The organism is Paenibacillus sp. MAH-35 (assembly GCF_058135425.1).
This window is the reverse complement of record NZ_JBYUPU010000006.1, coordinates 273,664-296,380: the sequence shown is the minus strand read 5'-3', so window position 1 is coordinate 296,380 and position 22,717 is coordinate 273,664. Positions and strand designations below refer to the sequence as shown.

The following is a 22,717-nucleotide window of genomic DNA, read 5'->3' as shown; positions in this document are numbered from 1 at the left end:
ATGGTATTTTGGAAGAGGATCGCGAATCCTAGGATGATATTCATTTCTGCAGGTGAGAAGGAGGAGGCTGCACTTGGCTTCACATTTGACGGACACGACTGTACTTGGCAACGGCGTTCGGATGCCCTGGCTCGGGCTCGGCGTATGGAAAGTGACGGAAGGCCAGGAGGTCGAGCATGCGGTCCGGACTGCGATCGAAACCGGCTACCGCAGCATCGACACAGCGGCCGTATACGGCAACGAGGAAGGCGTCGGCCGGGCTATTCGTGATAGCGGCGTCTCCCGCGATGAATTGTTCGTTACGACGAAAGTGTGGAACGCCGACCAAGGCTACGACTCGACGCTGGCCGCATATGAGCAAAGCCTCGGCAAGCTCGGTCTGGAGTACGTGGACCTGTACCTGATTCATTGGCCGGTTAAAGGCAAGTATAAGGACACATGGAAAGCGCTGGAGCATCTGTATGAGCAAGGCCGCGTGCGCGCCATCGGCGTCAGCAACTTCCACGTTCATCATCTCGACGATCTGCTGCAGGATGCGGTGGTCAAGCCGATGGTCAATCAGGTCGAGTATCATCCCCGGCTCTCTCAGCGCCCGCTGCTTGCCTATTGCCAGAAGAACGGAATCCAGATGGAAGCATGGAGTCCGCTGATGCAGGGCAAAGAGCTGATCTCGCATGAGCTGCTTGTCGGCCTCGGCCAAAAATACGGCAAGTCTCCCGCCCAGATCATTCTTCGCTGGGACTTGCAAAACGGCGTCGTTACGATTCCGAAATCGGTTACGCCGTCGCGTATTCGCGAAAACGCCGATATTTTCGATTTCCAGCTGTCCGCGGAGGATATGGCATTAATCGACGGTCTCAATCTCGATACCCGCGTCGGTGCGGACCCGGACAACTTTAATTTCTAAAAAACGAAGCGGAATGACGAAGGGGAATCAGCATGTTAAGCTTTGAACAGAAACTGGCGATCATCGAATCGTTCGCCGAGCTGGAGCGCAAAGACGTCTCGCTCGGGCGCGTCAACTTCCAGTATCCCGGGAGCGTGCACGATAAGAAAAACGTCGTATATCATCTCCATCCGAACGGCAACGGCTTCGTATACGCCGGACTGCTTCCCGACTGCCCCGCGGACGACAAAGGGTTCGTCAACATCCGGGATCTGCCCGAGCATGAGCTTCGTTCCCTGATCGCGGACTCGATCCGTTCGCTGTCGACGGCGGCCGAACCGGCCCAAGCCAGCGGCCAGCGGCGCAGCGAACGATGGACCGGCACCGGCAACCAGTCGCTGACGCTGAAGTTCGAGGACGACTTCTGGTACATATTCGCCGGGCTGAACCTGGATTCGGTGTTCGAAACGTATGAGGAAGCGGTCGAATATTTGCAGGAGGAAGGGTTTTCCCGCTCCTGAACTTGTCCGCCGCTGTGGATGCATGAAGCCTAAGCCGGCCCTTACGACGGGCCGGCTTTTCGTGCGGCAAATACGGTGAATTCGTTAAATTTGTACACACAGTCTGCATCGGCGAACCCGGCCTCCCTCAGCCAGTCGAGCTGAGCGTGCAGCGGAGCGTTGCGATCCAGCTTTCTTCTCTCGATCGCCGATTCGATCGCCTCCGCCGGCAAGCCGCTGTCGTGAACGAACGCTTCCCAGCGTCTGTTGTACTCGGCGTCGAGCTGCGGCGTCGAACCCGAAGCCTGATCCGCATTTACGAAGACGCCTCCCTCATGCAGCAGTTCGTAGACGGTGCGAAACAACGCTCTCTTCTGTTCATGGGACAAATGATGGATTGACAGCGAAGAGATGACAGCGTCGTATTGTCCCCGGTACGAATAACTAGTATAATCAGCTACAATGCATTCGACCCGGGTGTCTCCTGCAAATCGGGTGCGCGCCTGCCCGATCATTTTATCGCTCAGATCGATCAGGGTCAGCCATGCTTCCGGAAACTTCCGTCTGGCGAATCCGGCGAACAGGCCCGTGCCTGCGCCCAGATCCAATATGCGCGGAGCCGGCTCGCCGGTCACGATCCAGGAGGCGGCCGTGTCGTAAAAGTCGTCGAAGCAAGGAATCAATCGTTTTCTCTGGCTGTCGTAACGGTCCGCCGCGCAATCAAATTGGTGTTTAACCATGTCGGACATCCTGACACCTCCCTGTATGTGTTGAACGGTGTGCTTGTCAATTTCAGTATATAAAACCGGATTTCCAACAGGAAATATATAAATCGTATTAACGTTATAGGAACTGTCTATACGGCTCTGCCAAGCTGCCGATCAAGGCTCCGCAATCATTCCTATGTACTTTATGGAAAAGCTGCGCTTTCCGAGCTTTCTCTTACCCCAAAAAGCAGCGGCATACGCGAACAATATGGGTATAGACATATAGGGGGGATTCCAATGAAGCCATTTTCAAACCGTTATATGCCGGAGAGGCTCGTAACTCCGCTCCAGCAAGGTACTTTATACATCGGCAAAGACACGGCCTTAAAACGGCTCGTATTCATATACGAAATTCCGTATCAGGGGGAAACCGGCAAGTCCGGAGCGATCGCCGGGCTGAGCAAAGCATCTCACGGCCTTCACCAGCCGGAATTTATGCACGTTCTGGATGTCGAAGTCGGAGAGGAGCAGCTGCGCGCCGTCCTGAATTATAAGGAAGGCCGCCCGCTGCGCGAATTCATTCAGGAGCATCCGTTGTCCTTTAAGGAAGCCGCTTCGATGGTCGGCGATTTCGGTGCGGCTCTGCTGGATGCGGCGGAGCAAAGACCGCTCGACTTCTCGCTCGAGGCCGGCAATCTATGGGTTACCGAGGAGATGCGGATCAATGTCATCGATACGTGGAACGCCCCTTCCTTCAAGGATAGGCTCGTCAAACATTTAAGCGGGCTTTTGTACCAGCTCGTCGTCGGTTCGCTGGTCGTGCCGGCGGAAGCCGGCACGTTCTCCGCCCAGCTCCGGCAGGCGATGCGCCACGTTCCTTCCCCGTTGAAGGAAACGGCGATTACGGCTTTAACGGATGGCTGGCAGGAAAACATTACGGCCGCCGATCTCGTCCGCATCGTCTCGGATATGCGCCCGGGAATCGTTCAGGGGGACAACCGGCCGGGCGATTCGCTCGCTCCCCCGCTGCCTTCGCGAAAAGAACCGCGATCCCCCTCCTCCGAAGCTCGCGAGCGCCGTTATGAACCTGTGCCCGATGACGACGAGGATGACGGCCAGGCGGGGGCCGATGAGACGGATGCGGCTGTTTCGGACGGCCGGAAGGGCCGGTTGTTCCGGATCAGCAAGACGATTTGGATCGGGGGGGCGTTCGCGCTGGTAGGGGTCGCCGTTTTCGTCGGAGTCTTTACACTGCTGCTGGGAATTACGGGCAATAAAGGGAAGGAAGCGCCCTCCGTCGCTGCGCCCGATCAGCCGGCCCAGCAGAAGCAGGGGCCGGCCGAGGTGCCCAAAAAGGACCAGCCCGCGCCTGACCCGGTAAAACCGCCGGTCACCCCTCCTCCCACTCCCGGATCAGGGGATGTGGTGGAAATCCCGACGTTAACTGGTCTGGCCCGGGAGGAAGCCGAGAAACAAGCGCTCGCTTACGGACTCAAGTACGATTACTTTATCGAATTCGCCACTCAGGCGGCGGGCACCGTCATCCGGCAGGACCCGGCTCCGGGCAAAAAAGTGGATAAAGGGAGCAAAGTAATGTTTTGGGTCAGCAAAGGTCCTCCGTCGCAGTAACGGGACAGAAATAAAAAGAAAAGCTTCTTAACGAAGCCTTAGCCACGATGAATGACCTGGCGTAGGTGAAGGATTTCCTTAGTAAAAATATTTTATTTCACCATTTTGAACACCTTAGTAAACTTACACATTCCGGCTTTTAAAACAAAGGGCTTCTCCGGGAGTGCGTCATGGTATCATGCGCCCGGGAAGCCCTTCTTGTGTTACTCTCTTTGTTTTTTTTGCGGAAAGGTAATATGGAACGTCGTCCCCTTGGTCAGCTCGGACTGAACACGGATGTCGCCGTCATGCGCCTCTACGATCCACTTGGCGATCGACAAGCCGAGCCCGGTCCCGCCCTCCGTCCGCGAACGCGAAATATTGACCCGGTAGAACCTTTCGAATATCCGGGAGATGTGCTCCTGACCGATGCCGCAGCCGCTGTCCTTGACGACCAGATGTACGGCGCTGGAGCTTTTGCGGCAGTGCAGCTCGATCGTTCCGTCCGCCGGCGTATACTTCAAAGAGTTGTCCAGTAAAATGACGATCAGTTGGCGGATTCTACCCTCGTCCCCTCGGAATACCGTTCCTTCCTGAATATCGGTGTTGATCGTAATGCTTTTCGTTTCGGCCAAGTACCGGAACTGCTGGGCAATATCCTCCAGGAGCGGACCGAGCGGAAACGTGTTCGATTGAATCTGCAACTGGTCCGAATCGGAGCGCGCGAGGGTCAGCAGATCGTCGATCAGCTTGCCCATCCGCTTGCTCTCCTTCAGCACATTGGCGATGTTTTCGCTTTCCTGCTCGATCGTATGGCCGGGATGACGGAACAGCAGCTCCGTCTGCGCCTGAATGACCGTAGTCGGCGTCCTGAGCTCGTGCGAAGCGTCGGCCACGAACTGCTGCTGCTTGTCCCATGAACGCCGGATCGGAATAAGCGATCGTCCCGCCAAAAAAAAGCCGGCAATTACGGATAACACGATACCTGCCGCGATTCCGATAAAAATGACGAACCGGAGCGCTTTCAGCATCCGTTTCTCGTCGCCCAAATCTTTCAGCAGCGTCACCGCCGCTATGACGGGAACGGACGGATCGTCGGACGGCCGCTTGATTTTGCCTTCATTCGGGAACTGCAGCAGCCTGTAGCTTTGCCCGTTATACGTCATGTCTTTCATCGTGCGCTCCGTCAGCTCCTGGCGGAACCCGTACTGGTGCTCGACGGGGATGAAGCGTTTCGGAAGCGGATTTAGCAGCTCTCCCTGGGTGTTCCAGAACAAATAAAACGTGCCGATGTCCAGCTCCGGATGGATGTCCTGAAAGCCGAGCCGGACGATCTTCCGTTCCGTCTGCTGGAGCCCCGTGTCGACCTGCTCAAAAAGCTTGTAACGGACATATGCATATAATAACGCGCTGAAGCTGGTCAAAATCAGAAGAATCACGATCGAGTATAACAGGACCAGGCGTATCCTGGTTTTATGGAACATGCTGCTCCCCCTTGAACATATACCCCGCGCCCCTGATCGTCTGCAGAAACGATTCGACGCCGCAGGCGGCCAGCTTTTTGCGCAGCAGATGGACGTACACATCGACGGCGCTGGAAGCGGTATCGGAGTCGAACCCCCAGATCCGGTGCAGAATTTGCTCCCGGGTCAGAATCTGCTCTTTGTTGCACATGAAAAATTCAAGCAGATCGTACTCCTTGGTCGTCAGCTTTAATGCCTGCTCCCCCGTAAAAGCGTCCCGGAGCGCCGGAACGAGCCGGATCGGGCCGCACACGAGCAAGCCGTCGGCATGAATCGTTCCCTGTCTGCGAAGCACTGCTCTCGTCCGGGCCAGCAGCTCCGATACGGCAAAAGGTTTGACGAGATAGTCGTCCGCCCCGGCGTCCAGTCCGGCTACCCGGTCCTCCAGACTGTCTTTGGCCGTCAGCAGAATGATCGGCGTCATGATCGACCTCCCGCGAAGCTTTTTGACGATATCGATCCCGCTCATCCCGGGCAGCATAATGTCAAGCACGATCAAATCGTAAATCGCCTGCTCCGCCAAAAAATATCCGTCGTCCCCGGTAGCTGCGCAATCGGTCTGGAACGACTCGCTTTCGAATACGTCCTGTATCACTTTTTGCAGAGACGGCTCGTCCTCAACAACCAGAACTCTCATTAGGCCCCCATCCTTTTCATCCGGATCCGTATAATTTCGTTCGAATTGATTGTAGCAGATTAGACCGTTTTAAGAAAATTTAAATAGTCCGGGACTATACTAGACGTGTAGGATCATTCGAAAAAGGAGGCAACCGGGATGAACGTCGATCTCATCTACCGTCTAATCGACGACGCGGGGTACTGGGCGTTGTTCATTCAGCTCGGCCTCGGTCTGTTCGGGCTTCCGCTGCCGCACGAGATTGTCGTGATGACCGGGGGCGCCGCCGCTTCCAGCGGGCTGTTTCATCCGATCGCTGCCTTTGCCACGATATATATGGGTCTTGCCGTCGCACTGACTGCCGGTTATTCGATCGGCCGGTGGATCGGTGTCAAGCTGCTGGCCCGTCTGCGGAATAAGAAATATAGCCGATATATTCGTTTCACCGAAAGGCTGATGGGGAAGTACGGCAGCTTCGCGTTGTGCATCAGCAGTTTTTTCCCTGTCGTGCGCCATCTGATGCCCATCCTCGCGGGAACGAACCGGATGAGGTTCAAGCGATTTGCTCTTTTTGCCTATGCTCCGGCCTTGGTCTGGACTTCCATTTATTTCACCATCGGGTTTCAGACGGGGGATCAGGTCCAGGATTTGTGGAGCTACATCTCCACCACCGGGCTCAAATGGGTATGGCTGCCCTGCGTACTTGCCGCGATCTACGTTATCGCTCTGCTGTCCCGCAAAATAAAAGCGGCCCGGCTATGGAAGCCGAACCGGATGGAGCGGCATTCGTTCAAACGATAAACGGTGCGCGGATCGACTCCAACTCCTGTGAAGTTGCAATTGGTTTGGCAGCCTATAAAAGAGAGGCTGTGCCAACGGCGTTCGCATGAGAGGGAAATAGGCGACTTTCCAAACGTAAGGACCTCGACTTCCACGGTAAAGTGGAGATGGAGGTCCTTATTTGCAAGGGGAAATCGGTTGTAAGCGGGGCTCGATTCACGGCAACAGGACTATTGATGCTACCTCGAGAGGCAGCCCCAATCCACAAAATAAGAGTCGCTGGCCCCCTCTATTTTCGCCATATTGCGGTGACAGCGACGAATAGAAGCGGTTTGCGCCCCTTATTTCAGGGATGGGCTATGCACCCTTTTCGCCGATTTTAGCGGCTTCAAACCGCTCTTGGTTCGCTCCCTCATAAGCGGGACACTGATCAACGATCAACGTATGAGCTGTCTCCTGTTAGGCTTGCCACGATGAACGGCCTGCGGCACTCAGGTCCATTTATTCGCCGGCAGCGAACCGGTCCGGAACGCCGCGGAGCAGGCGCAGTCCGTTTAAGATGACGAGAATCGTGCTTCCCTCATGCCCCACAACGCCGAGCGGAAGCGCGATCCCTTGCAGGAAGTTGGCCGCGATCAGCAGAACGATGACTGAAATCGAGAAGACGAGATTTTGTTTAATGATCTTTTTCGTTTTTTGCCCGAGCGCGATCGCAGTGGCGATGTTTCTTGTATCGTCGTTCATCAGCACGATATCGGCCGTCTCGAGCGCGGAGTCGCTGCCCGCTCCTCCCATGGCGATGCCCGTCGTTGCCGCCGCAAGCGCGGGCGCGTCATTGACGCCGTCCCCGACCATCGCGACTTTGCCGTACGTCTGTCTCAGCTCTTTAATACGCGCTACCTTCTCCTCCGGCAGCAGCCGGGCGTAGACGAGGTCGATACCTGCTTCGCGAGCTACCGCCTGAGCCGTCCGCTCCTGGTCGCCGGTCAGCATCGCCACCGTTATCCCCATCTTCTTCAGTCGGGCGACGACGGCAGCCGCTTGCGGACGGATGCGGTCCTGCATCGCGATCAAGCCGGCCGGACCTTCGCTTCCACGAAGAACGACGACCGTCTTGCCCTGTTGCTCCAGTTCATGAACGGCGGCGGTCACCTCGGCCTCCCGCGTCTCCGTATCCGTCCATTCCGGTTTGCCTATCGTCCATGTTCCGCCCTTATAGTCCGCTTCTACCCCGAAACCGGTCAGCGACGTGAACCGGTCCGGACGGCCTACTTCCAGCTTGCGCTCCGCGGCGTGCTGAACGACGGCTTTGGCCAGAGGATGCTCCGAGAAGCTTTCGATCGCAGCGGCGATCTCCAGCACCTGCTCCTCCGTATAAGACCGGAATGCGACTACATCCGTCACTGCGGGTTTGCCTTCGGTTAAGGTGCCTGTTTTGTCAAACGCTACAACCGCGGTATTCGCCAAATGCTCCAGATGGGCGCCGCCTTTGACGAGCAGTCCTTGGCGGGCCCCGTTCGAGACGGCCGACAGCACGGCCGGCATGATCGAAGCGACGAGGGCGCAAGGAGAAGCGACGACGAGAAATACCATCGCTTTATAAAACGCATCGCTCCAGCTTACCGTCGACAATACCGGCGGCACAAGGACAAGCAGCAGCGTCCCGGCAATAATCGCTCTGGCATAAATTCGTTCAAACCGCTCGATAAACCGCTGCGACGCCGGCTTCTCGCTTTGCGCTTCCTGAACGAGACGAATAATTTTGGCGAACAGCGACGATTCGCTCGTCTGCGTAACTTCGATGAACAAGATGCCTTGGCCGTTCAAAGTTCCTGCGTACACTCCGTCGCCTGCGGCTTTGTCCACCGGAACGGATTCGCCTGTGATCGAAGCCTGGTTAACCGCCGAAGCGCCGCCTTTCACCATGCCGTCGGACGGAATGCGCTCGCCCGGCTTCACGATCACCGTATCGCCTACGGAGAGCTTCTCGATCGGTACTACAGTTTCTTGGCCATCCACATACAAGACAGCTGTCTCCGGCTTCAGCTCCATCAGCGACGAAATATCGCGGTGGCTGCGCGCCATCGTGTAGCTCTCGAGCGCACCGCTCAGAGAGAAGATGAAGATGAGAACGGCGCCTTCCGCCCAATACCCGATACATGCCGCACCTATGGCGGCGACGATCATGAGCAGGTTTACGTCGAGATCGCGTTCCTGGATTAACGTCTCCAGCCCTTCCCTCGCTTTGGCGAAGCCGCCGACAACGAAAGCGAGCAAGTAGACGAGTACGGAAGCCGTTTCCGAGACGTTCCCGAGCACCCAGGCGACGGCGATCAGCAAGCCGCTTAGGAGCGCAGCCGCCCCTTCGCCGTATTGAGCGATCCACGATTTGACGCTGTGGATGGACGGCTTCACGATAGGGGAATGGACGTTGCGGTCCACGTTATTAAGGGATGAGTTCATGTTCGATCGCTCCATTCTATTTGAGATTGAGAACCATTGTTAGTACCTTAAAAATGACTCATGCTGCTCCCGGTTGGGAACAGCATGATAAGAAAGCTCGTTTTTTATTTAGCATTGGTTCTTATTTATACTCATTATAAATAAATAACCGAATAACGTCAACACAAAAAAAGCGCCGATGATAACGCCGCTTTTCTAAATCCACGATTAAGTTATAACGACGAACGGAGTCACGCCTTGATTACCTGTTACTTCATCTCCCGGGCTTCCGAACCGCTCCAGTCCAACCGGACCGCTCTGCCGGTGCGGGCGGGCTGCGCTTTCCAGGCTTTCGTCTGACGAACGTTCTCCCATCCGGTAAATACGGCCAGACCGCCAACCGCAAGCAATACGACAAATAAGATCGGGACCATGAAAGACATCAATCGGCACTCCTCGTCAAATCGTAGTGACGTACTAGAATGATAATCATTATCATAATCATACCGCATTTTAGAAACATTTCAAGCTTTTTTTTGAGCTGTCGCCACAGGAATTGGCCACATTCCGATCAATAATTCCAGTTTACTCATGATTCCTGCAATTAACACGATATAACGAATTATTTTTGCATACAGGAAAATATTTGTTTCAAGGAAAACTTTCATGCTGTACGATAAAAATCATCCGGAAGCCCGATCGGCGCCCGTCTTTTTTTTGGGCATTTCTTTACCCAAGGAAACATTTTGAACCGAGGTAAAATTATATGCCCAAGGGAAATAAATGTTCAGTGAACGCTGTGGCGCAGCGGATCGGCAGGAAGAAACCATCACAGGAGGACAAACGTGGAAACTGTCAACGCTCCAAAGCAGCACAGGGAACGTCAAAACGATGACGGTCAAGCGGATGCCGTATCCGAATCGTTATAACATCGATACGGTTGCGGAATTGGCCGAATGGTTTCATCCCGGACAATTCGGGAAATAAGGAGATCCGATGATGAAAAAAGCCGTTCTCATGATGGGGTACTTTTCGATCGCGTCGATTGACGAGCCGCCCGCCTTTTACTCGCACCTGTTCCACGGCCGTCTGCCGGCGGAATCGGTTCCTGGAAGATGGGCTACCGCAGCGGCGGGCCCGCTCCGCCAAACGTGGCTCGCTCCCGACGTTACCGGGATGATCGTAGAAGCCGCCGCAGACGGAGCGGCCGCCGTCGTCGTATGCGACCTGCTTACGGTGACGGAAAATGTGGAGGTCGTCTACGATTGCGGCCACGATTGCAGCGTGAAAGCCAGAGAACTCGGCATGGAATTCGTATCGGTTCAATATCCGAACGATTCGGACGATTTCATGACCGCACTGGAGCGCATCGTTGCCGGTTTCATCGACGCCTCCGAGGTTCAAGGCTGACCTTTCCCCCCGCTCTCGTCGCAATACCACCGGGCTTGCGCCCGGAACATCGCCGCATAGCAGGAATCCGCAGCCATCAGCGCTTCATGGGTCCCCTCTTCGGCGATCGCGCCGTCCCGAAGCACGACGATCCGGTCGGCGTACCGCGCCCAGCCCAGCCTGTGCGAGACGAACATCACGGTCCGGCCCCGGGACAACTCGCGGAACGAACGATACAGCTCCTGTTCATGCTGCGGGTCCAGCGCGGCGGTCGGCTCATCGAGCACCAGCAGACGGGCCGGGCGGATCGCAGCGCGGGAGATCGCGAGCCGCTGCCATTGTCCGCCGCTCAGCTCGCGGGCGCCTTCCGTCACAAGCCCGACCCGCGAATCGAGATAACCGCCCCCGATCCGTTCGGCCCCTCCCGCCCGCATCGCGAGCCGGACCGAATCGTCGTCGTTCAGCAGGTCCGGCCGGCCGAAACCGACGTTGTCGCGAACCGTCGTTTCATAACGGACGTAGTCCTGGAACGCGGCGGACACCGAGGCGCGCAATAGCTCAGGGTCCAATTCCCGGTAGTCGGTGCCGTCCCATGTCACTTTGCCCGATGTCGGCTCGTATAGACCGAGCAGCAGCCGGACGAGCGTCGATTTGCCCGCACCGTTTTCCCCTACAAGCGCTACGGTCTCGCCGGGCTTCAGCTCCAGCCGGATATTCCGCAGCACCGGCTGCGAAGCGCCGGGATAACGAAACTCCACCTGATCGAACACGATGCGCCCCTCTTCGCCCGGCACTTGGGAAGACCGGCTCCCTGCGGCGGACGCTCCGTCCGGACCATAACGCTCCCGGCCTGCCGCTGCCCCGGTCCCCGTTCCCGCCTCCGTCTCCGGCGATTCATGCAAATACCGGACCAAGTCGGTGATTTTCGCACTTTGCAAATACAGCTTTCCTACCGGCCAAGCCATTCTTCCGGATATTCCGTAAGCTTGCCTCATCGCCTGGAAGACGACGACCAGCGTCCCCGCCGTAAACGTTCCCGCCTTCATCTGCAAAACGAGCCATACGATCGAAGCGAACAGGCCGGCGATCTGAACGGCCGAGACGACGATGCCGTGACGGATCTCTCTGCGGTTCGCATCGCCGCGAAGCGTAACCGCCCGGTCCGTAACCGCATGCCATTTCCCGATCAGGTAGCTCATCGATCCGAATAAACGAAGCTCCTTTACCGTCGCCGGCTGGACCGCAGCGCTGCGCAAATAGTCGGAGTATCTGCCGGAGAACGTCAGCTCCCGGTTCAGCCTGCGCTTCACCATATCCGCTTCCAGACGGATGGCGAACGACACGGCAAACGCGAAGGCAAGAATAATGCCGACGACCGGATCAGCCAGCCAGCTTACGACCAGCAGACCGGCGAACTCGAATAACAGGCGGAACAGTGTAATCCCGTTTTGCAAAATGTCGAACAGCTCCGACCTCGCGGCCTGATTGGCTCTGTCCAGCCGGTCATAGTAGCCGGCCTGCTCCATCCGCTCGAGCGGAACGCCGACCGCCTTGGCGTGCACCTCGGCCTGCAGAAGCATCGAAGCCCGGTCCTTCAACCCCGAATCCGTCATCTGGTGCAGGGCGGATAACGAGGAGCGGAGCATGGCGACCGCTGCGATCACGACGACAGGCTGCCAGGCCAATGCGAGCATCTCGGTCCAGCCTGTGCTGCCGATTCCTCCTGTAAATAGATCGATCAGCTCCCGCTGCGCCGCGAAGCCCGGAACAAGCAGCAGCCCGAGCAGCAGCGGAACGGCGAGCCATACCGAAGCAAGCACGGGCATAGCCTTCCATATCCGGTATATGAGCAGCATCATGCAGCGCCCTAACGAATAACGGCTAGTTCTTTTCATTTCCCCTCCTATGGATGAAGCGGAATCCCGGACAGCGGACGGACGCCGGCCCTCTCCCTCCGTCTATCCGCGTCCCGCATGCGCGGTCCGGTCGCCCTCTATTTTGAATAAATTGCGGTATTGCATCGGCGTGACGCCGAACTTGCTTTTAAACCTTGCGCAAAAATATTGGGCATTGCTGTATCCGACGGCGGCGGCGATCTCCGTTACGGACGAGCGGCTGTTCTGCAGCAGTCCGCCGGCCCGCTCCATCCGCACATTCGTCAAATATTCGATAAAGGAAATCCCGGCGATCTCCTTGAACTGTCTGGACAAATATTGGGTCGACAGCCCAGCCATTCCAGCCAGTTGGTCCAGCGATATATCTTCGTGCAGATGGGCATCCATATACCGCATCAGTCCGGCTATGACTTCGTGCTGCGCATGCGGCAGTAAATGCCGTCCGATATGACCGGCAATCTGCATGCTCTGCTCGCATATCGAATCGACCGTTTCGGCGAACGTCCCCTGACTCGCCCGCTGATACGGCAAAACATCGGGAAAGATACGTTCCTTCGTATTGATATCGATCATTACCTTGGACATGATCATCGTCAGCTGCGCAAGCGAAAGCTCCGCCGTTTCCAGCGGAACGGGCCGGCCCTTGATCTTCTCCGAAAAATCGGCGATAAACTGCTTCGCCGCCTCGCTGTTCCCCGCACGAAGCGCGCGCTCGAACGGCTCGTAATCGATCTGAGGAATATCACAGCGCAACCCGAGTTCCTCGGAGTCAAACACGCGGTTCATCCCGAGCAGAAACGTGTATTTCAAAGCGCTGGCCGCTTGTTCGTTCGACTTGGCGATATCCTCGCGCGTCTGAACCAGACCGCCCATGCCGGCCGCATAACCGCGATCCCCGGCAAGCGAAGGCAGCAAGCGCTCCAGCTCCTCCCGGATGCGCTCCCGGAGGGTCCCCGTCTCATCGCTGAAATACAGGATCGTGATCTCATGCGCATCTTTCTCGGCGACTAACTGCGCAATCGGACTGCCGCTCTGAAGGGCCGGGACGAGCTCGCGCGCGCCGCCGTTCTCCATCCTGACAGCCGCCACGACGTAACCGGCTTTGACCGGCACCTGCTTCGGCATTTCGTCCTCGGACAATCGGCCGTTCAGCAAGGCGTGCAGCATATTCCCGTCCACTTGCTGGGACAGCTGCTGGATCGTGCTGTACAGCCCGTTCAGCACGAGATCGAGTGCCAGAAATTCATTACGCTGCTGATTCGGAAGCAGCCCGTTGTCGCGTTCCTTCAGCCGCAGCAGCATCGTTTGCACAGGTTTATACGATTTGAGCGACAAATAATAAGCGATCAGCACGCCTAATGCGATCACGCCCAGACAAACGAAAACGACGTTGCGCTGCATCTGGGCGGAAGCCGGAGCCACCATCCCTTTCGGCCGGATCGAGGCATATGCCCAATCGCCGTTCCCTTCGGACGCCGGAAGCAGGCTCACTCCTTTGTCGCTGCTCCCCGCCCCCCGCTCCCGGGCGTTCAGCACCCGGGTGAAATCCGTTTCCGTAACGTGATCCGAGCCGGTCATATAGCCGTCCTTGACGCTCAGCATCACAAATTTCTCTCCGGAATCGCCGGCAAGCCCGCTGAGGATGTCGCGGAACCGGTCGGCGCGAATGTCGATCAGCATATACCCTTGGATCTCGCCGCCCTTCGCCCGTTCGGGAAACGAATATACGAACGTCATGAGCCGGTCGTATACGCCTTCGCCGTAGTACACGTTGCGCTGCAGCCAGCGGTTTGTCGGGATTTCGTCCTTTTGCAGCCGCTGGATCAGTTCGGCGCCCGGCGTATGCTCCTCCATCGGGAAGAAGGCGTGCTTGTCGACCATAAAATTCGTATTTTTGAAATAAACCGTTACGTTCTCCGCTTCGGGCCGGCCGGAAACGATCGTTTTCAAGTGAGCGGCCAAATGATACATTTGATATACATTTTGTCCGTACTCTTCGTAATAGACGGAAAACGCGTCCCGCCCCGGCTTATCGACCGCCGACAGCAAATTGCTGACGAACGCGTTTTTGAATACGTTCGGGTACGTATTCTCCAGATGCTCCTGAACGCCCAGCAGCTTGCTGCGGCTTTGCCGCTCCAGCTCCTCATGGGCGGCTCTTCCGGCCCTGTCGTACAGGACGGCGCCGCATAAGCAGGCGATCAGAGCGGTTGTCACCGCATACGATACGAACAAGCGCCGAAAGTAAGCGTTTTCGAATAAAGCGCTGAATCGGTGTACCCTCTCTTTTCTCACCTGAATGCCCCCATTCCACGTCGCCTTCCCGTTCCGTTCTCTCCCTTATGTAACTTGAATCGTAACATGCGGTATACGACTTGTAAACCGGGGGCCGCATCCGTTCTCCCTCCCTCACTCCAAAGCCGAATCACCCACCCCGCCGCGCAAAAAAACGTACTCCGCAGAAAAACTGTAATGCCGCTGCGCAAACAAATGTAATGAATCTTAAAAATTTGATATAGGCCCGCCGGCCGGAATATCGGACAATAAGAATGCAGTCGCCACAACAAATCGAAGGGGTGTACCGAACATGTCACGATCCAGCAATAACCGGGAACAGGAGGACAAGTATACGAGGGGCCGGAAACGCCGCCGGACGCGAAGCGGACCGGTCGTCCTGGCCAGCCTGATGATCGCGCCGCTGCTGCTGACCTCCTGCGGGAGCCGAAGCGGAAGCTCCGGAGAAGCGCCACAGACCGGGGCTCGTCCTGAAGCGCCCAAGCCGCCGGAGCCGGTGGAGCTTGTATTTAAGGATGCGACGTTCGGCTGGTCGGCGGAATCGTTCATGAAAGACTACGGCAATGCAATTCAGAACAAATACCCGCATATGAAAATTTCGTTCGTGCCGAAAAGCGCCGCTCCGATCAAGGAGATGCTGACGACCAAAGCTCAGCTTGATGTCGTTATTGTAGCGCTGTCGGGCTTTTACGGAAATATCGAAGACAATAAGCTGCAGTTCGACATGACGCCTTACATCAAAAAGCATGGCTTTGATATGGAACGCATCGACCCGACGACGGTCGCGCTCGCCAAGCAGCTCGCCGGGGGCGGCATCTACGGGATGCCGGTAAACGGGGCCGCTTCGCCGATCGTCTACAACAAGGACCTGTTCGACAAGTTCGGGGTCGCCTATCCGACGGACAATATGACGTGGGACGATCTGTACGAGATGACGAAAAAGCTGTCCCGGAGCGAAGGCGGCGTATCGTATTACGGAGCCGTCATCTCGCCGGTCGATGCGCTGCTGCGCAATTCGTTTTCGCTCGGCTTCATCAATCCGACGACGCAAAAAGCCGATTTTTCAAGCAGCAAGTGGAGGGACTACGTTCACAACCTGCTCCGCTTTTACCAGATTCCCGGCAATCAGCTGTCGCCGGCCCAACTCGCGGGAGGCGAGACGAGAACTCTGTTCCACAAGGAGCAGCGGCTTGCCATGTGGCTTCCGGTGTCCGGTACCGGCGTTCACGATTTGTCGTTCGAAGGGATCAATTACGATTTCGCGAAAATCCCGTCGTTTAAAGAGGCGCCCGGCATCGGACCGCAGTCGTGGCCGCTGTTCTTCTACTTGACGAGCACGAGCGCGCACAAGGAGGATGCGTTTCAGGCTCTCGCCTTTCTGGCGTCGGACGAATTCCAGATGCAGAAGTCGCGCAGCGGCATCCTGACCGTGCTGAGAAACAAAGAGATCCGGCAAGCGTTCGCCCAGGATGCGCCCGAATATAAAGGGAAAAATTTGCAGGCGTTCCTGCCGGAATCGTTCGCGCCGCCCGCGTACATGTCCAAATATAACGGCTATGGCGTCGCGGAGCTGAACAAAGCGTTTACCGAGCTGATGGCCGGAGGCAAAGATTACAATACGGCGATCCGGGAAGCGGAAGAGCGGACCAATCAAAAAATTGCGGAATTGGAATCCGCCAACAAGTAGCCGGCGGCGCAAAACGGATTCAGGCACGACGGCTGCGGAGCCCATGCGGTCCCGCAGTCTGACAATAACCATGGGGAATGGAGTGACCGTTGATGACTTCCGATCCGAAAAAATTAAGCCGCAGACAGCTGCTGGCAACCGCCGGCCTTGCCGGTGCCGCGTTGACCGCAGGCGGGCTCGTTCAGACCAGCCTCGCTACGCGAACATTTGCGCAAAGCTCCGTTACTTCATCGGTTTACGGCCTGACAGCGGCTACAGACGTTTGCGTCGTTGCGACGACGGTATCCGGCTTGCGCACGATGACGCTGCCGGACGCGGATACGGCGTATTATGTAACGGACCCGGGCCAGGAAGGCCACTACTATTACGACCCCGCCGATACGACATCCGCGGATAATACGGGGACGGTGCTCGTATCCGCCGCCGGCGCGAGGTTCAAGCGCTCGAATGAAGACGTCCTGAACGCCAAATGGTTCGGCGCCAAAGGCGATGGCGTTACCGACGATACGGCGGCGCTGCAAAGCGCGATCGACGCCACCTACGATGCAGGCGGCGGCACCGTAGTGATCCCGGACGGAACGTACGTCATCCAGGGAAGCCATCTCTCGATCCAGCGGAGCAACGTCTTTCTGTGCGGCACCGGCCATACCCGGCTGCTGTTTCAGTCCCCCGGAACGGGCGACAGCTGCATCCATGTCTGGGACAGCCGCGGAGGGTTCGGCGGAACGAATCCGAGCAACCTGCCTTATTACGCGGACATGGATACGTTCGACCCGGCGCAATACGGCGGCGACGACTATCGTCTCAGCAATGTCGGCATCTCCGATCTGGAGCTGTGCCTGACCCGGAATACGGGCACCGTCATTACGATGCGGAAGGTCGACGGCTTCCGCAACGCCAACCTTCACTTTACGTTTGCCAGCCCTTCCGCCGGACCGCTTCCTTCCGCGGGCAACGTCATCCGGACGTTTTATTGCTCCGAAGGAAGCTGGGAGAACGTCCGGATCGACGACAACGCGAACATTACATACGGCGTGTTTATTTTTTGGAGCTATGCAATTCACGACCGCCGCATCCGCGTCGGCAAAACGAATACGATGGGCTACGAGTACAAGCACGGCATCAAGTGCAGCGTGTCCGACATTCAAGTGGTCAGCGACGGCACGATCGGAGCCCGCGGCATTAACGTCGGCTACGGCAGCAAACATATCAGCGTCACACGGGCGGACGTCCGCGGGTACATTACCGCTATCTGGCTGCGGAGCAGCGACGAATTCGACTACAGCGAACATTTGCAGGTAAGGGACAGCTATTTCCACGGGACGGTGAACGGGTTCGTCTTTAACCGGGTGCGGCACGTTCTGGTCGACGGCTGCCATATCGTCTCCAAGCTGCCGGTCGTCTTCCAGAGCGGCAAAAAATATGTCGCTTACCGGGCCAATGCCGACGATCCGGCGCTCGTGCCGAACTCCGCAGGCTGGACGTACGACGGCCATTACGACTCCAAGGAAAATGTCGTGTTCGGGGGAATCAATCAGTGGCGCTACTACGAGCATTCTTATTTACCTCAAGCGGTTCATGTCACGTTCCGCCGCTCGACGCTGGAGATCCCGGCCGGATCGGCTGCGCAGCAGTCGTGCGTCAAAATCATTATTCCGCCCGATATGAATGCCGGTCACCTGTTTAACGCCAGCAACCGGATCAAAACGTTTACGCATACGGACGGAGCGGTTTATTATCCGGCTTCCCTGGTCAACTGCTCTTTCCGGGATCTTGTCCTGAAGGCGGACGCTTCCGTCATTCATTTCGGAATCGACTCGCTGTCGCACGTTCTGCAAGGCTGCGAATGGAGCAATATTACGTTCGACGGCATCCGTTCCTTTCACGCCCGCGTCTTGAAATTCCATAACTCCGTTCTGGACCGGATCAACGTTCACCCTACCATTGCCTCGTCCAACATCTTTGAAATCAATTCCATCGACGGACTGGAGGTGCGCGGGTGCAGCATTCGCCACAATGGCGTGATGTTTTACTGCGATCCGGCCAAAAACTTGCCGCTGACGACAAGCGAAGGTTATATGAACATCCGGCTGTGCAACAACAACATCGCGGGCAAAAGCGGGGTCGGCATTACTTGGCGGTGGGCCTGGACGACGGCCTACGCCGGAACGGCGGCGAAGCCGGTGCTGATCGGAAACCGCTTTTACGATATCCCCTTTCCGACTGTTTACGGAAACGGCTCCGACCCGAACGGCCTGAGCAACGCTTATTTCGCGGACGATACGAACCGCTATAACGACCGCCAGCTGCTCTCCGTCGACTATACGTGGAACGTTCCGTCGATCGCCGGAGGAGGCGGAGAAGCAACCGTCAACATCGCCCATCCGGAGGCGGTAGTCGGCGATGCGGTAACGGTCGGTACCAATGTCGCGCTGCAAAAGCTCGTGGCATCCGCCTATGTGGCGGCAAAAGGAACGGTGTCCCTCCGTCTTCTCAACCCGTCAGGAACAGCCGTTACCCAAGGCAGCACCTTATTTTCGATCACGCTGCTGAAACGGTAACCTGCGGTGCTGAAGCGTACGTTGCGGACGATCATTCTAGCAAATCTACCAGCGCATGGGCAACGGAGATAGGATGTCCGTTTCCGACAGCAAACGAATTCGCGCCTACACGCTGAAGGACAGCAAGGGGTTGTTTTTGTAGGGTGAAGCGATTAGCGGAAGAAAAACTTCCGGTATTACGCCTGAAACCGTCCATAAAGTTGGATAGCGGAACTATTATTTCCGTTATTTCCGGAAATTTGCTTGAGCTACAGAGGAATTCTCCGTATAGAGGAAATAAAACTTCCGCTAACGACCATAAAAGAGCGCCATCGACGAATTAGCGGAAGTAAAGTTTCCTCTAGCTTCATTTGCAGGAAGAGCTGAATCCAACCGCTCCGTCTGCGTCAAACTGGCCACTTCGGTAAAATCTACTCGTACAAGTGTCGGGATTTTTACGTAGCGTATCACTAAAAGGTGGCGCAAACTCCGGCTTCGGCCGGAGTTTCTTTATGGAACAAATGCCCTTGCTGCCTAATCCCCGCTATACCAAGACGCCTGCGTCCGATACATCCGGCTGTATTCGCCGTTCATCCGCATCAGCTCCTCGTGCGTCCCTTGCTCGACCAGCTTGCCTTGCCTAAGAACGAACACAAGGTCCGCCAGCTTCGCCGCTCCGAGCCGGTGGGTGACGAGCAGCGCCGACTTGCCTTCAGTCACTTTCATAAACAGCTCGAACGCCTCCCGTTCCGCTTGCGGATCAAGCGCGGCCGTCGGCTCGTCGAAAAAGACGAAATCCGCGTCGCGCATCAGCGCCCGGGCTGTGGCGATTTTTTGCCATTCGCCCCCGGAAGGCTCGATTCCGCCAAACGCGGCGCCGAGCAACGTGTCCAGTCCGCTTTTTCGGTATCCGGCGGATCGGAGCGCCGCTTCGATCGCCGGATCGTTATGCAGCTCCGCCAGTTGACCGAGTGCGACGTTTTCCCGAAGCCGCACATGCAGCTGCGAGAAGTCTTGAAAGACGGCGGCCAGCTTCACGTTCCGCTCTCTCTCCGGCTCCCGGTCCAACTCCAGCCCGTTGGCTGGTAAACCGCCCCAATCGATACCACCTTCCGACGGCTGATAAAACCCGGCGAGCAGCTTCACCAGCGTCGATTTGCCGGAGCCGTTCTCGCCGACGAGCGCGGCCCGGCAGCCCGGCGGTATCGTCATCCGGATTCCATCCAGCGCTTTGCGGTCCATCCCGGGATAACGGAACGAAACATCGGATAACCGCAATCCTCCGCCGGCTGCGCTCCTGCCACACGTTTCCGCCCTCCCCGCGTTTTCCGCCGAGGCGTCCTCCTCCAGCTCCAGATAAGTCCGGAAGTCTTCCCACCTCATATAAAGTTTCTGGAAGGAACCTCCAGTCCGAACGATTTCCGGCAGCTTCGCGAGCAGCATCGTCATCGTCATGAACAATACCGCAAAGTCTCCTGCCGTAAACGTCCGCGCTCCCGGCAGCAGCACCAGCAACGCCAGCAGCAGTCCCGACAGCAGAGCGAGCAGAAGCTCCGGCCCCAGCTTGCGCAATTCGGAGACGCGGACGGCGGTCCGTCTGTCCCGGGATTGCCGCTCATACAGGCCGCGCCAGCGTTTCTCCAGCTCAGGCGCATGACCGAACAGCCGGATCTCCTTCGCCGCCTCTTTTCCGGTCATCAGCCCCGCATAATGATCCATCAATCTCTGATCCGGCGTCTGGCTCCGGGACAGCTTCTCGAGGGAACGCACCGACTTGCCGGTAACGATTGACAGCAAGACCGTAGCGCCGATTACGGCAGCAAGAGGAATCCATTGCCCGAAGGCGAGCAGGATCGAGACGAGCAGGGCGGCCTGGATCAGCTGCTGTATCCATTGAAGGCCCGTACTGTAGATCTCGTGCAGGGAAACTAGCAACGCCCGTTCCCGGATATCTTTGACGGAAGGAGCTTCTACGGATTGGAGAGGAAGGCGGGACGTTTTCTCAAGCACCAGCCGCTGCTGCTCCAGCGCTCCGATCTCGTTAATCCGGGTTAGCGCCATGGGGATCGGTACGCCCAGCCCGATATTGTTCACCAGCATCAGAGCGGCCAGCCAGGCGGCGGAGGTCAGGATCGGGTAACTACTTAGGGAGGGGTTCCAGCCTTGGATACGATCAATCAACTCTTTCATCAGCCATAGCTCAGCCGGCAATACCGGGACGATTGCCAGCATAGCAGCGGCGAGTACGACTACCGGCCGCTTTTCTACCTTGTGAAGAATGGAAGCAGCTTGGAGAAAACAACGGATCATCCGATTAACGGCGGCCCCTCCTGTTCAGATGGTCTTCTCTTGCTAAGCTCATCTATTATACCGTTACACAGCTGGAATCGCACCCGGATAAAACCGTTCTAATCAATCGCTCCTGCCTAACCGGACTGGGCTGTCCGGCACATTTGTTGCTCAAAGGCGCAACCTTCGGCGTCTTGAACTCGTCTGGTCTAGGAAAGAGAAACAACCAATTTTTGGGGGATGGGGCGTTATGAAGAAAAAGACTGTTGCGGCGGGTGTTCTGCTACTCCTGTTGACCGGCTGTGCAGGCGCCGGGCCTTCCGGACCGAAGTGGTCGGCGGATGAACGAAAAGCGGCCGCGGCGGCGATCGATCCGCGAATCGCCGAAGCGAGCCGCTCATTCGGACTTAAGCTGCACAAGCAGATGAGCGATGCCGGAAAAGGGGAAAGTGTCGTAATCTCGCCGGCAAGCGTATCGGCCGCGCTTGCTCTGGCCTATACGGGAAGCTCCGGGGAGACGGCGGAGAAAATCGCGGCTGCGCTGGGCTGGGACGGAATGAGTGAGAACGAGTTAAACGAGGCGAACCGCAGGATGACGGAGCTGCTAACCGCATCCGGGGGCGGCGTTAAGCTAACGATCGCGAATTCCGTATGGACCGCTGCACATACGGTCTTCCATAAGCCTTATCTTCAGACCGTCAAAGATTATTATCAAGCGGAGGTCCGCTCTGCAGATTTCTCCTCCCCGAAGACGACGGACGTTATCAACAGCTGGGTGTCGAAGCGGACGGAAGGCAAAATCCGCAAGCTGCTCGAGGAACAGCTCCCCGCCGATAGCGCAGCGGTGCTGCTGAATGCGGTCTACTTCAACGCGTCCTGGACGGACCCGTTCAAGAAGGGCGATACTCAAGATGATAACTTCACGCTTCCGGACGGTACGGTTAAAAAATTGCCCATGATGCGGCAAACCCGCACCTATGCCTACTCCGAACACGAAGCTTGGCAAGCCGTCAAGCTTCCCTACGGCGACGGACGGATGAATATGCTGCTCGTCCTGCCGAAGGAGACGTCCTCCCTGGACGAATTAAACCGCCAGCTGTGGTCCGATTGTCTCCCCTGCCGGCAGACGTTCGAACCTGTCCGGGTTGATCTCCGTCTCCCTAAGTTCAAGGTGGAGTATACCGCGCAGCTGAAAGACGCGCTAACCGGTATCGGCATGTCCCTGGCTTTCGATCCGGGCCGGGCGGATTTTCGTAAAATGGCCGACGTTCATCCTCTTTACATTAGCGGCGTTACGCACAAGACGTATCTGGACGTAAACGAAGAAGGCACCGAAGCCGCCGCCGCTACCGGCGCCATGATGGCAGGCTCGGCCCCGCCTTCCAAGCCGGTCGACATGATCGTGAACCGTCCCTTTTTCTTCGCGATCGAAGACAGTCACACCGGTTCCTGGCTGTTCCTCGGAACGATCACGAATCCGTAGGCGGATCGATCCGGGAATTCCTGGATCGGATACCGGGGATAGGTCGTATAGTCTTCTGAGCACACGCAGACGGGACA

The 22,717-nt window shown here is 57.1% G+C and carries 17 protein-coding genes; 9 read left to right on the top strand and 8 right to left on the bottom strand.

Annotated elements, in window-relative coordinates:
- The first annotated feature begins 121 nt into the window (after positions 1–121).
- Both AC3Y2E_RS09275 and AC3Y2E_RS09270 read left to right on the top strand, forming a co-directional pair.
- Positions 122–907, top strand: a complete 786-nt coding sequence (locus tag AC3Y2E_RS09275) for an aldo/keto reductase (protein ID WP_379209468.1) — start codon at positions 122–124, stop codon at positions 905–907.
- A 32-nt stretch (positions 908–939) separates the two neighbouring features.
- Positions 940–1,407, top strand: a complete 468-nt coding sequence (locus AC3Y2E_RS09270; protein ID WP_379209376.1) for a hypothetical protein — start codon at positions 940–942, stop codon at positions 1,405–1,407.
- 41 nt (positions 1,408–1,448) lie between these two features.
- On the opposite strand, the gene AC3Y2E_RS09265 is transcribed toward AC3Y2E_RS09270, so the two are convergent.
- Positions 1,449–2,135: a class I SAM-dependent methyltransferase gene (locus tag AC3Y2E_RS09265; protein ID WP_379209374.1), complete on the bottom strand. Its 687-nt coding sequence runs from the start codon at positions 2,133–2,135 to the stop codon at positions 1,449–1,451.
- A gap of 255 nt (positions 2,136–2,390) precedes the next feature.
- Here AC3Y2E_RS09265 and AC3Y2E_RS09260 point away from each other — a divergent pair, with 255 nt between their 5' ends.
- Positions 2,391–3,722, top strand: coding sequence for a PASTA domain-containing protein (locus AC3Y2E_RS09260; RefSeq protein ID WP_379209372.1), 1,332 nt, complete (start codon positions 2,391–2,393; stop codon positions 3,720–3,722).
- 203 nt (positions 3,723–3,925) lie between these two features.
- On the opposite strand, the gene AC3Y2E_RS09255 is transcribed toward AC3Y2E_RS09260, so the two are convergent.
- Positions 3,926–5,185 carry a sensor histidine kinase gene (locus tag AC3Y2E_RS09255; protein WP_379209370.1) on the bottom strand — a complete coding sequence of 420 codons (1,260 nt, stop codon included), beginning with the start codon at positions 5,183–5,185 and terminating at the stop codon, positions 3,926–3,928.
- The gene (locus tag AC3Y2E_RS09250; protein ID WP_379209368.1) at positions 5,175–5,861 is read right to left on the bottom strand and encodes a response regulator transcription factor; all 687 of its coding nucleotides are present in this window, start codon (positions 5,859–5,861) and stop codon (positions 5,175–5,177) included. The genes AC3Y2E_RS09255 and AC3Y2E_RS09250 overlap by 11 nt, the downstream gene beginning before the upstream one ends.
- A gap of 138 nt (positions 5,862–5,999) precedes the next feature.
- Here AC3Y2E_RS09250 and AC3Y2E_RS09245 point away from each other — a divergent pair, with 138 nt between their 5' ends.
- Entirely contained in the window at positions 6,000–6,641 is a 642-nt protein-coding gene (locus AC3Y2E_RS09245) for a DedA family protein (protein WP_379209366.1), read from the top strand.
- A gap of 480 nt (positions 6,642–7,121) precedes the next feature.
- Here AC3Y2E_RS09245 and AC3Y2E_RS09240 read toward each other — a convergent pair whose 3' ends face one another.
- Both AC3Y2E_RS09240 and AC3Y2E_RS09235 read right to left on the bottom strand, forming a co-directional pair.
- Entirely contained in the window at positions 7,122–9,083 is a 1,962-nt protein-coding gene (locus tag AC3Y2E_RS09240) for a heavy metal translocating P-type ATPase (RefSeq protein WP_379209364.1), read from the bottom strand.
- A gap of 248 nt (positions 9,084–9,331) precedes the next feature.
- Positions 9,332–9,505 (bottom strand): hypothetical protein, encoded by a 174-nt coding sequence (locus AC3Y2E_RS09235; RefSeq protein WP_379209362.1) that lies wholly within the window; start codon positions 9,503–9,505, stop codon positions 9,332–9,334.
- Between the two features lie 340 nt (positions 9,506–9,845).
- Between AC3Y2E_RS09235 and AC3Y2E_RS09230 the strand changes: the two genes are divergently transcribed.
- Positions 9,846–10,049 carry a hypothetical protein gene (locus AC3Y2E_RS09230; RefSeq protein WP_379209360.1) on the top strand — a complete coding sequence of 68 codons (204 nt, stop codon included), beginning with the start codon at positions 9,846–9,848 and terminating at the stop codon, positions 10,047–10,049.
- Between the two features lie 9 nt (positions 10,050–10,058).
- On the top strand, positions 10,059–10,472 hold the full coding sequence (locus AC3Y2E_RS09225; protein ID WP_379209358.1) for a ferrochelatase: 414 nt from the start codon (positions 10,059–10,061) through the stop codon (positions 10,470–10,472).
- Here AC3Y2E_RS09225 and AC3Y2E_RS09220 read toward each other — a convergent pair.
- Together AC3Y2E_RS09220 and AC3Y2E_RS09215 are read right to left on the bottom strand one after the other, a co-directional pair.
- Positions 10,463–12,346, bottom strand: a complete 1,884-nt coding sequence (locus tag AC3Y2E_RS09220) for an ABC transporter ATP-binding protein (RefSeq protein WP_379209356.1) — start codon at positions 12,344–12,346, stop codon at positions 10,463–10,465. The genes AC3Y2E_RS09225 and AC3Y2E_RS09220 overlap by 10 nt on opposite strands.
- 63 nt (positions 12,347–12,409) lie before the next feature.
- Positions 12,410–14,641 (bottom strand): helix-turn-helix domain-containing protein, encoded by a 2,232-nt coding sequence (locus AC3Y2E_RS09215; RefSeq protein ID WP_379209354.1) that lies wholly within the window; start codon positions 14,639–14,641, stop codon positions 12,410–12,412.
- A gap of 292 nt (positions 14,642–14,933) precedes the next feature.
- On the opposite strand from AC3Y2E_RS09215, the gene AC3Y2E_RS09210 reads away from it, so the two are divergent.
- Together AC3Y2E_RS09210 and AC3Y2E_RS09205 are read left to right on the top strand one after the other, a co-directional pair.
- The gene (locus AC3Y2E_RS09210; RefSeq protein ID WP_379209352.1) at positions 14,934–16,328 is read left to right on the top strand and encodes an ABC transporter substrate-binding protein; all 1,395 of its coding nucleotides are present in this window, start codon (positions 14,934–14,936) and stop codon (positions 16,326–16,328) included.
- A gap of 92 nt (positions 16,329–16,420) precedes the next feature.
- On the top strand, positions 16,421–18,889 hold the full coding sequence (locus AC3Y2E_RS09205; protein ID WP_379209350.1) for a putative phage tail protein: 2,469 nt from the start codon (positions 16,421–16,423) through the stop codon (positions 18,887–18,889).
- Positions 18,890–19,402: 513 nt separating this feature from the next.
- Here the strand turns inward: AC3Y2E_RS09205 and AC3Y2E_RS09200 are convergent.
- Positions 19,403–21,178, bottom strand: a complete 1,776-nt coding sequence (locus AC3Y2E_RS09200; RefSeq protein WP_379209348.1) for an ATP-binding cassette domain-containing protein — start codon at positions 21,176–21,178, stop codon at positions 19,403–19,405.
- Positions 21,179–21,407: 229 nt separating this feature from the next.
- Here AC3Y2E_RS09200 and AC3Y2E_RS09195 point away from each other — a divergent pair, with 229 nt between their 5' ends.
- Positions 21,408–22,640: a serpin family protein gene (locus AC3Y2E_RS09195; RefSeq protein WP_379209346.1), complete on the top strand. Its 1,233-nt coding sequence runs from the start codon at positions 21,408–21,410 to the stop codon at positions 22,638–22,640.
- The last annotated feature ends 77 nt before the right edge of the window (positions 22,641–22,717 follow it).

What these genes read in the sequence shown, in the direction of transcription:
- AC3Y2E_RS09275 (WP_379209468.1), top strand. Translation starts at nt 122, where the DNA reads ATGCCCTGGCTCGGGCTCGGCGTATGGAAAGTGACGGAAGGCCAGGAG.
- AC3Y2E_RS09250 (WP_379209368.1), bottom strand. Translation starts at nt 5,861, where the DNA reads ATGAGAGTTCTGGTTGTTGAGGACGAGCCGTCTCTGCAAAAAGTGATA.
- AC3Y2E_RS09200 (WP_379209348.1), bottom strand. Translation starts at nt 21,178, where the DNA reads ATGATCCGTTGTTTTCTCCAAGCTGCTTCCATTCTTCACAAGGTAGAA.
- AC3Y2E_RS09225 (WP_379209358.1), top strand. Translation starts at nt 10,059, where the DNA reads ATGATGAAAAAAGCCGTTCTCATGATGGGGTACTTTTCGATCGCGTCG.
- AC3Y2E_RS09255 (WP_379209370.1), bottom strand. Translation starts at nt 5,185, where the DNA reads ATGTTCCATAAAACCAGGATACGCCTGGTCCTGTTATACTCGATCGTG.
- AC3Y2E_RS09265 (WP_379209374.1), bottom strand. Translation starts at nt 2,135, where the DNA reads ATGTCCGACATGGTTAAACACCAATTTGATTGCGCGGCGGACCGTTAC.
- AC3Y2E_RS09220 (WP_379209356.1), bottom strand. Translation starts at nt 12,346, where the DNA reads ATGAAAAGAACTAGCCGTTATTCGTTAGGGCGCTGCATGATGCTGCTC.
- AC3Y2E_RS09245 (WP_379209366.1), top strand. Translation starts at nt 6,000, where the DNA reads ATGAACGTCGATCTCATCTACCGTCTAATCGACGACGCGGGGTACTGG.
- AC3Y2E_RS09235 (WP_379209362.1), bottom strand. Translation starts at nt 9,505, where the DNA reads ATGTCTTTCATGGTCCCGATCTTATTTGTCGTATTGCTTGCGGTTGGC.
- AC3Y2E_RS09210 (WP_379209352.1), top strand. Translation starts at nt 14,934, where the DNA reads ATGTCACGATCCAGCAATAACCGGGAACAGGAGGACAAGTATACGAGG.
- AC3Y2E_RS09240 (WP_379209364.1), bottom strand. Translation starts at nt 9,083, where the DNA reads ATGAACTCATCCCTTAATAACGTGGACCGCAACGTCCATTCCCCTATC.
- AC3Y2E_RS09230 (WP_379209360.1), top strand. Translation starts at nt 9,846, where the DNA reads ATGTTCAGTGAACGCTGTGGCGCAGCGGATCGGCAGGAAGAAACCATC.
- AC3Y2E_RS09195 (WP_379209346.1), top strand. Translation starts at nt 21,408, where the DNA reads ATGAAGAAAAAGACTGTTGCGGCGGGTGTTCTGCTACTCCTGTTGACC.
- AC3Y2E_RS09260 (WP_379209372.1), top strand. Translation starts at nt 2,391, where the DNA reads ATGAAGCCATTTTCAAACCGTTATATGCCGGAGAGGCTCGTAACTCCG.
- AC3Y2E_RS09270 (WP_379209376.1), top strand. Translation starts at nt 940, where the DNA reads ATGTTAAGCTTTGAACAGAAACTGGCGATCATCGAATCGTTCGCCGAG.
- AC3Y2E_RS09205 (WP_379209350.1), top strand. Translation starts at nt 16,421, where the DNA reads ATGACTTCCGATCCGAAAAAATTAAGCCGCAGACAGCTGCTGGCAACC.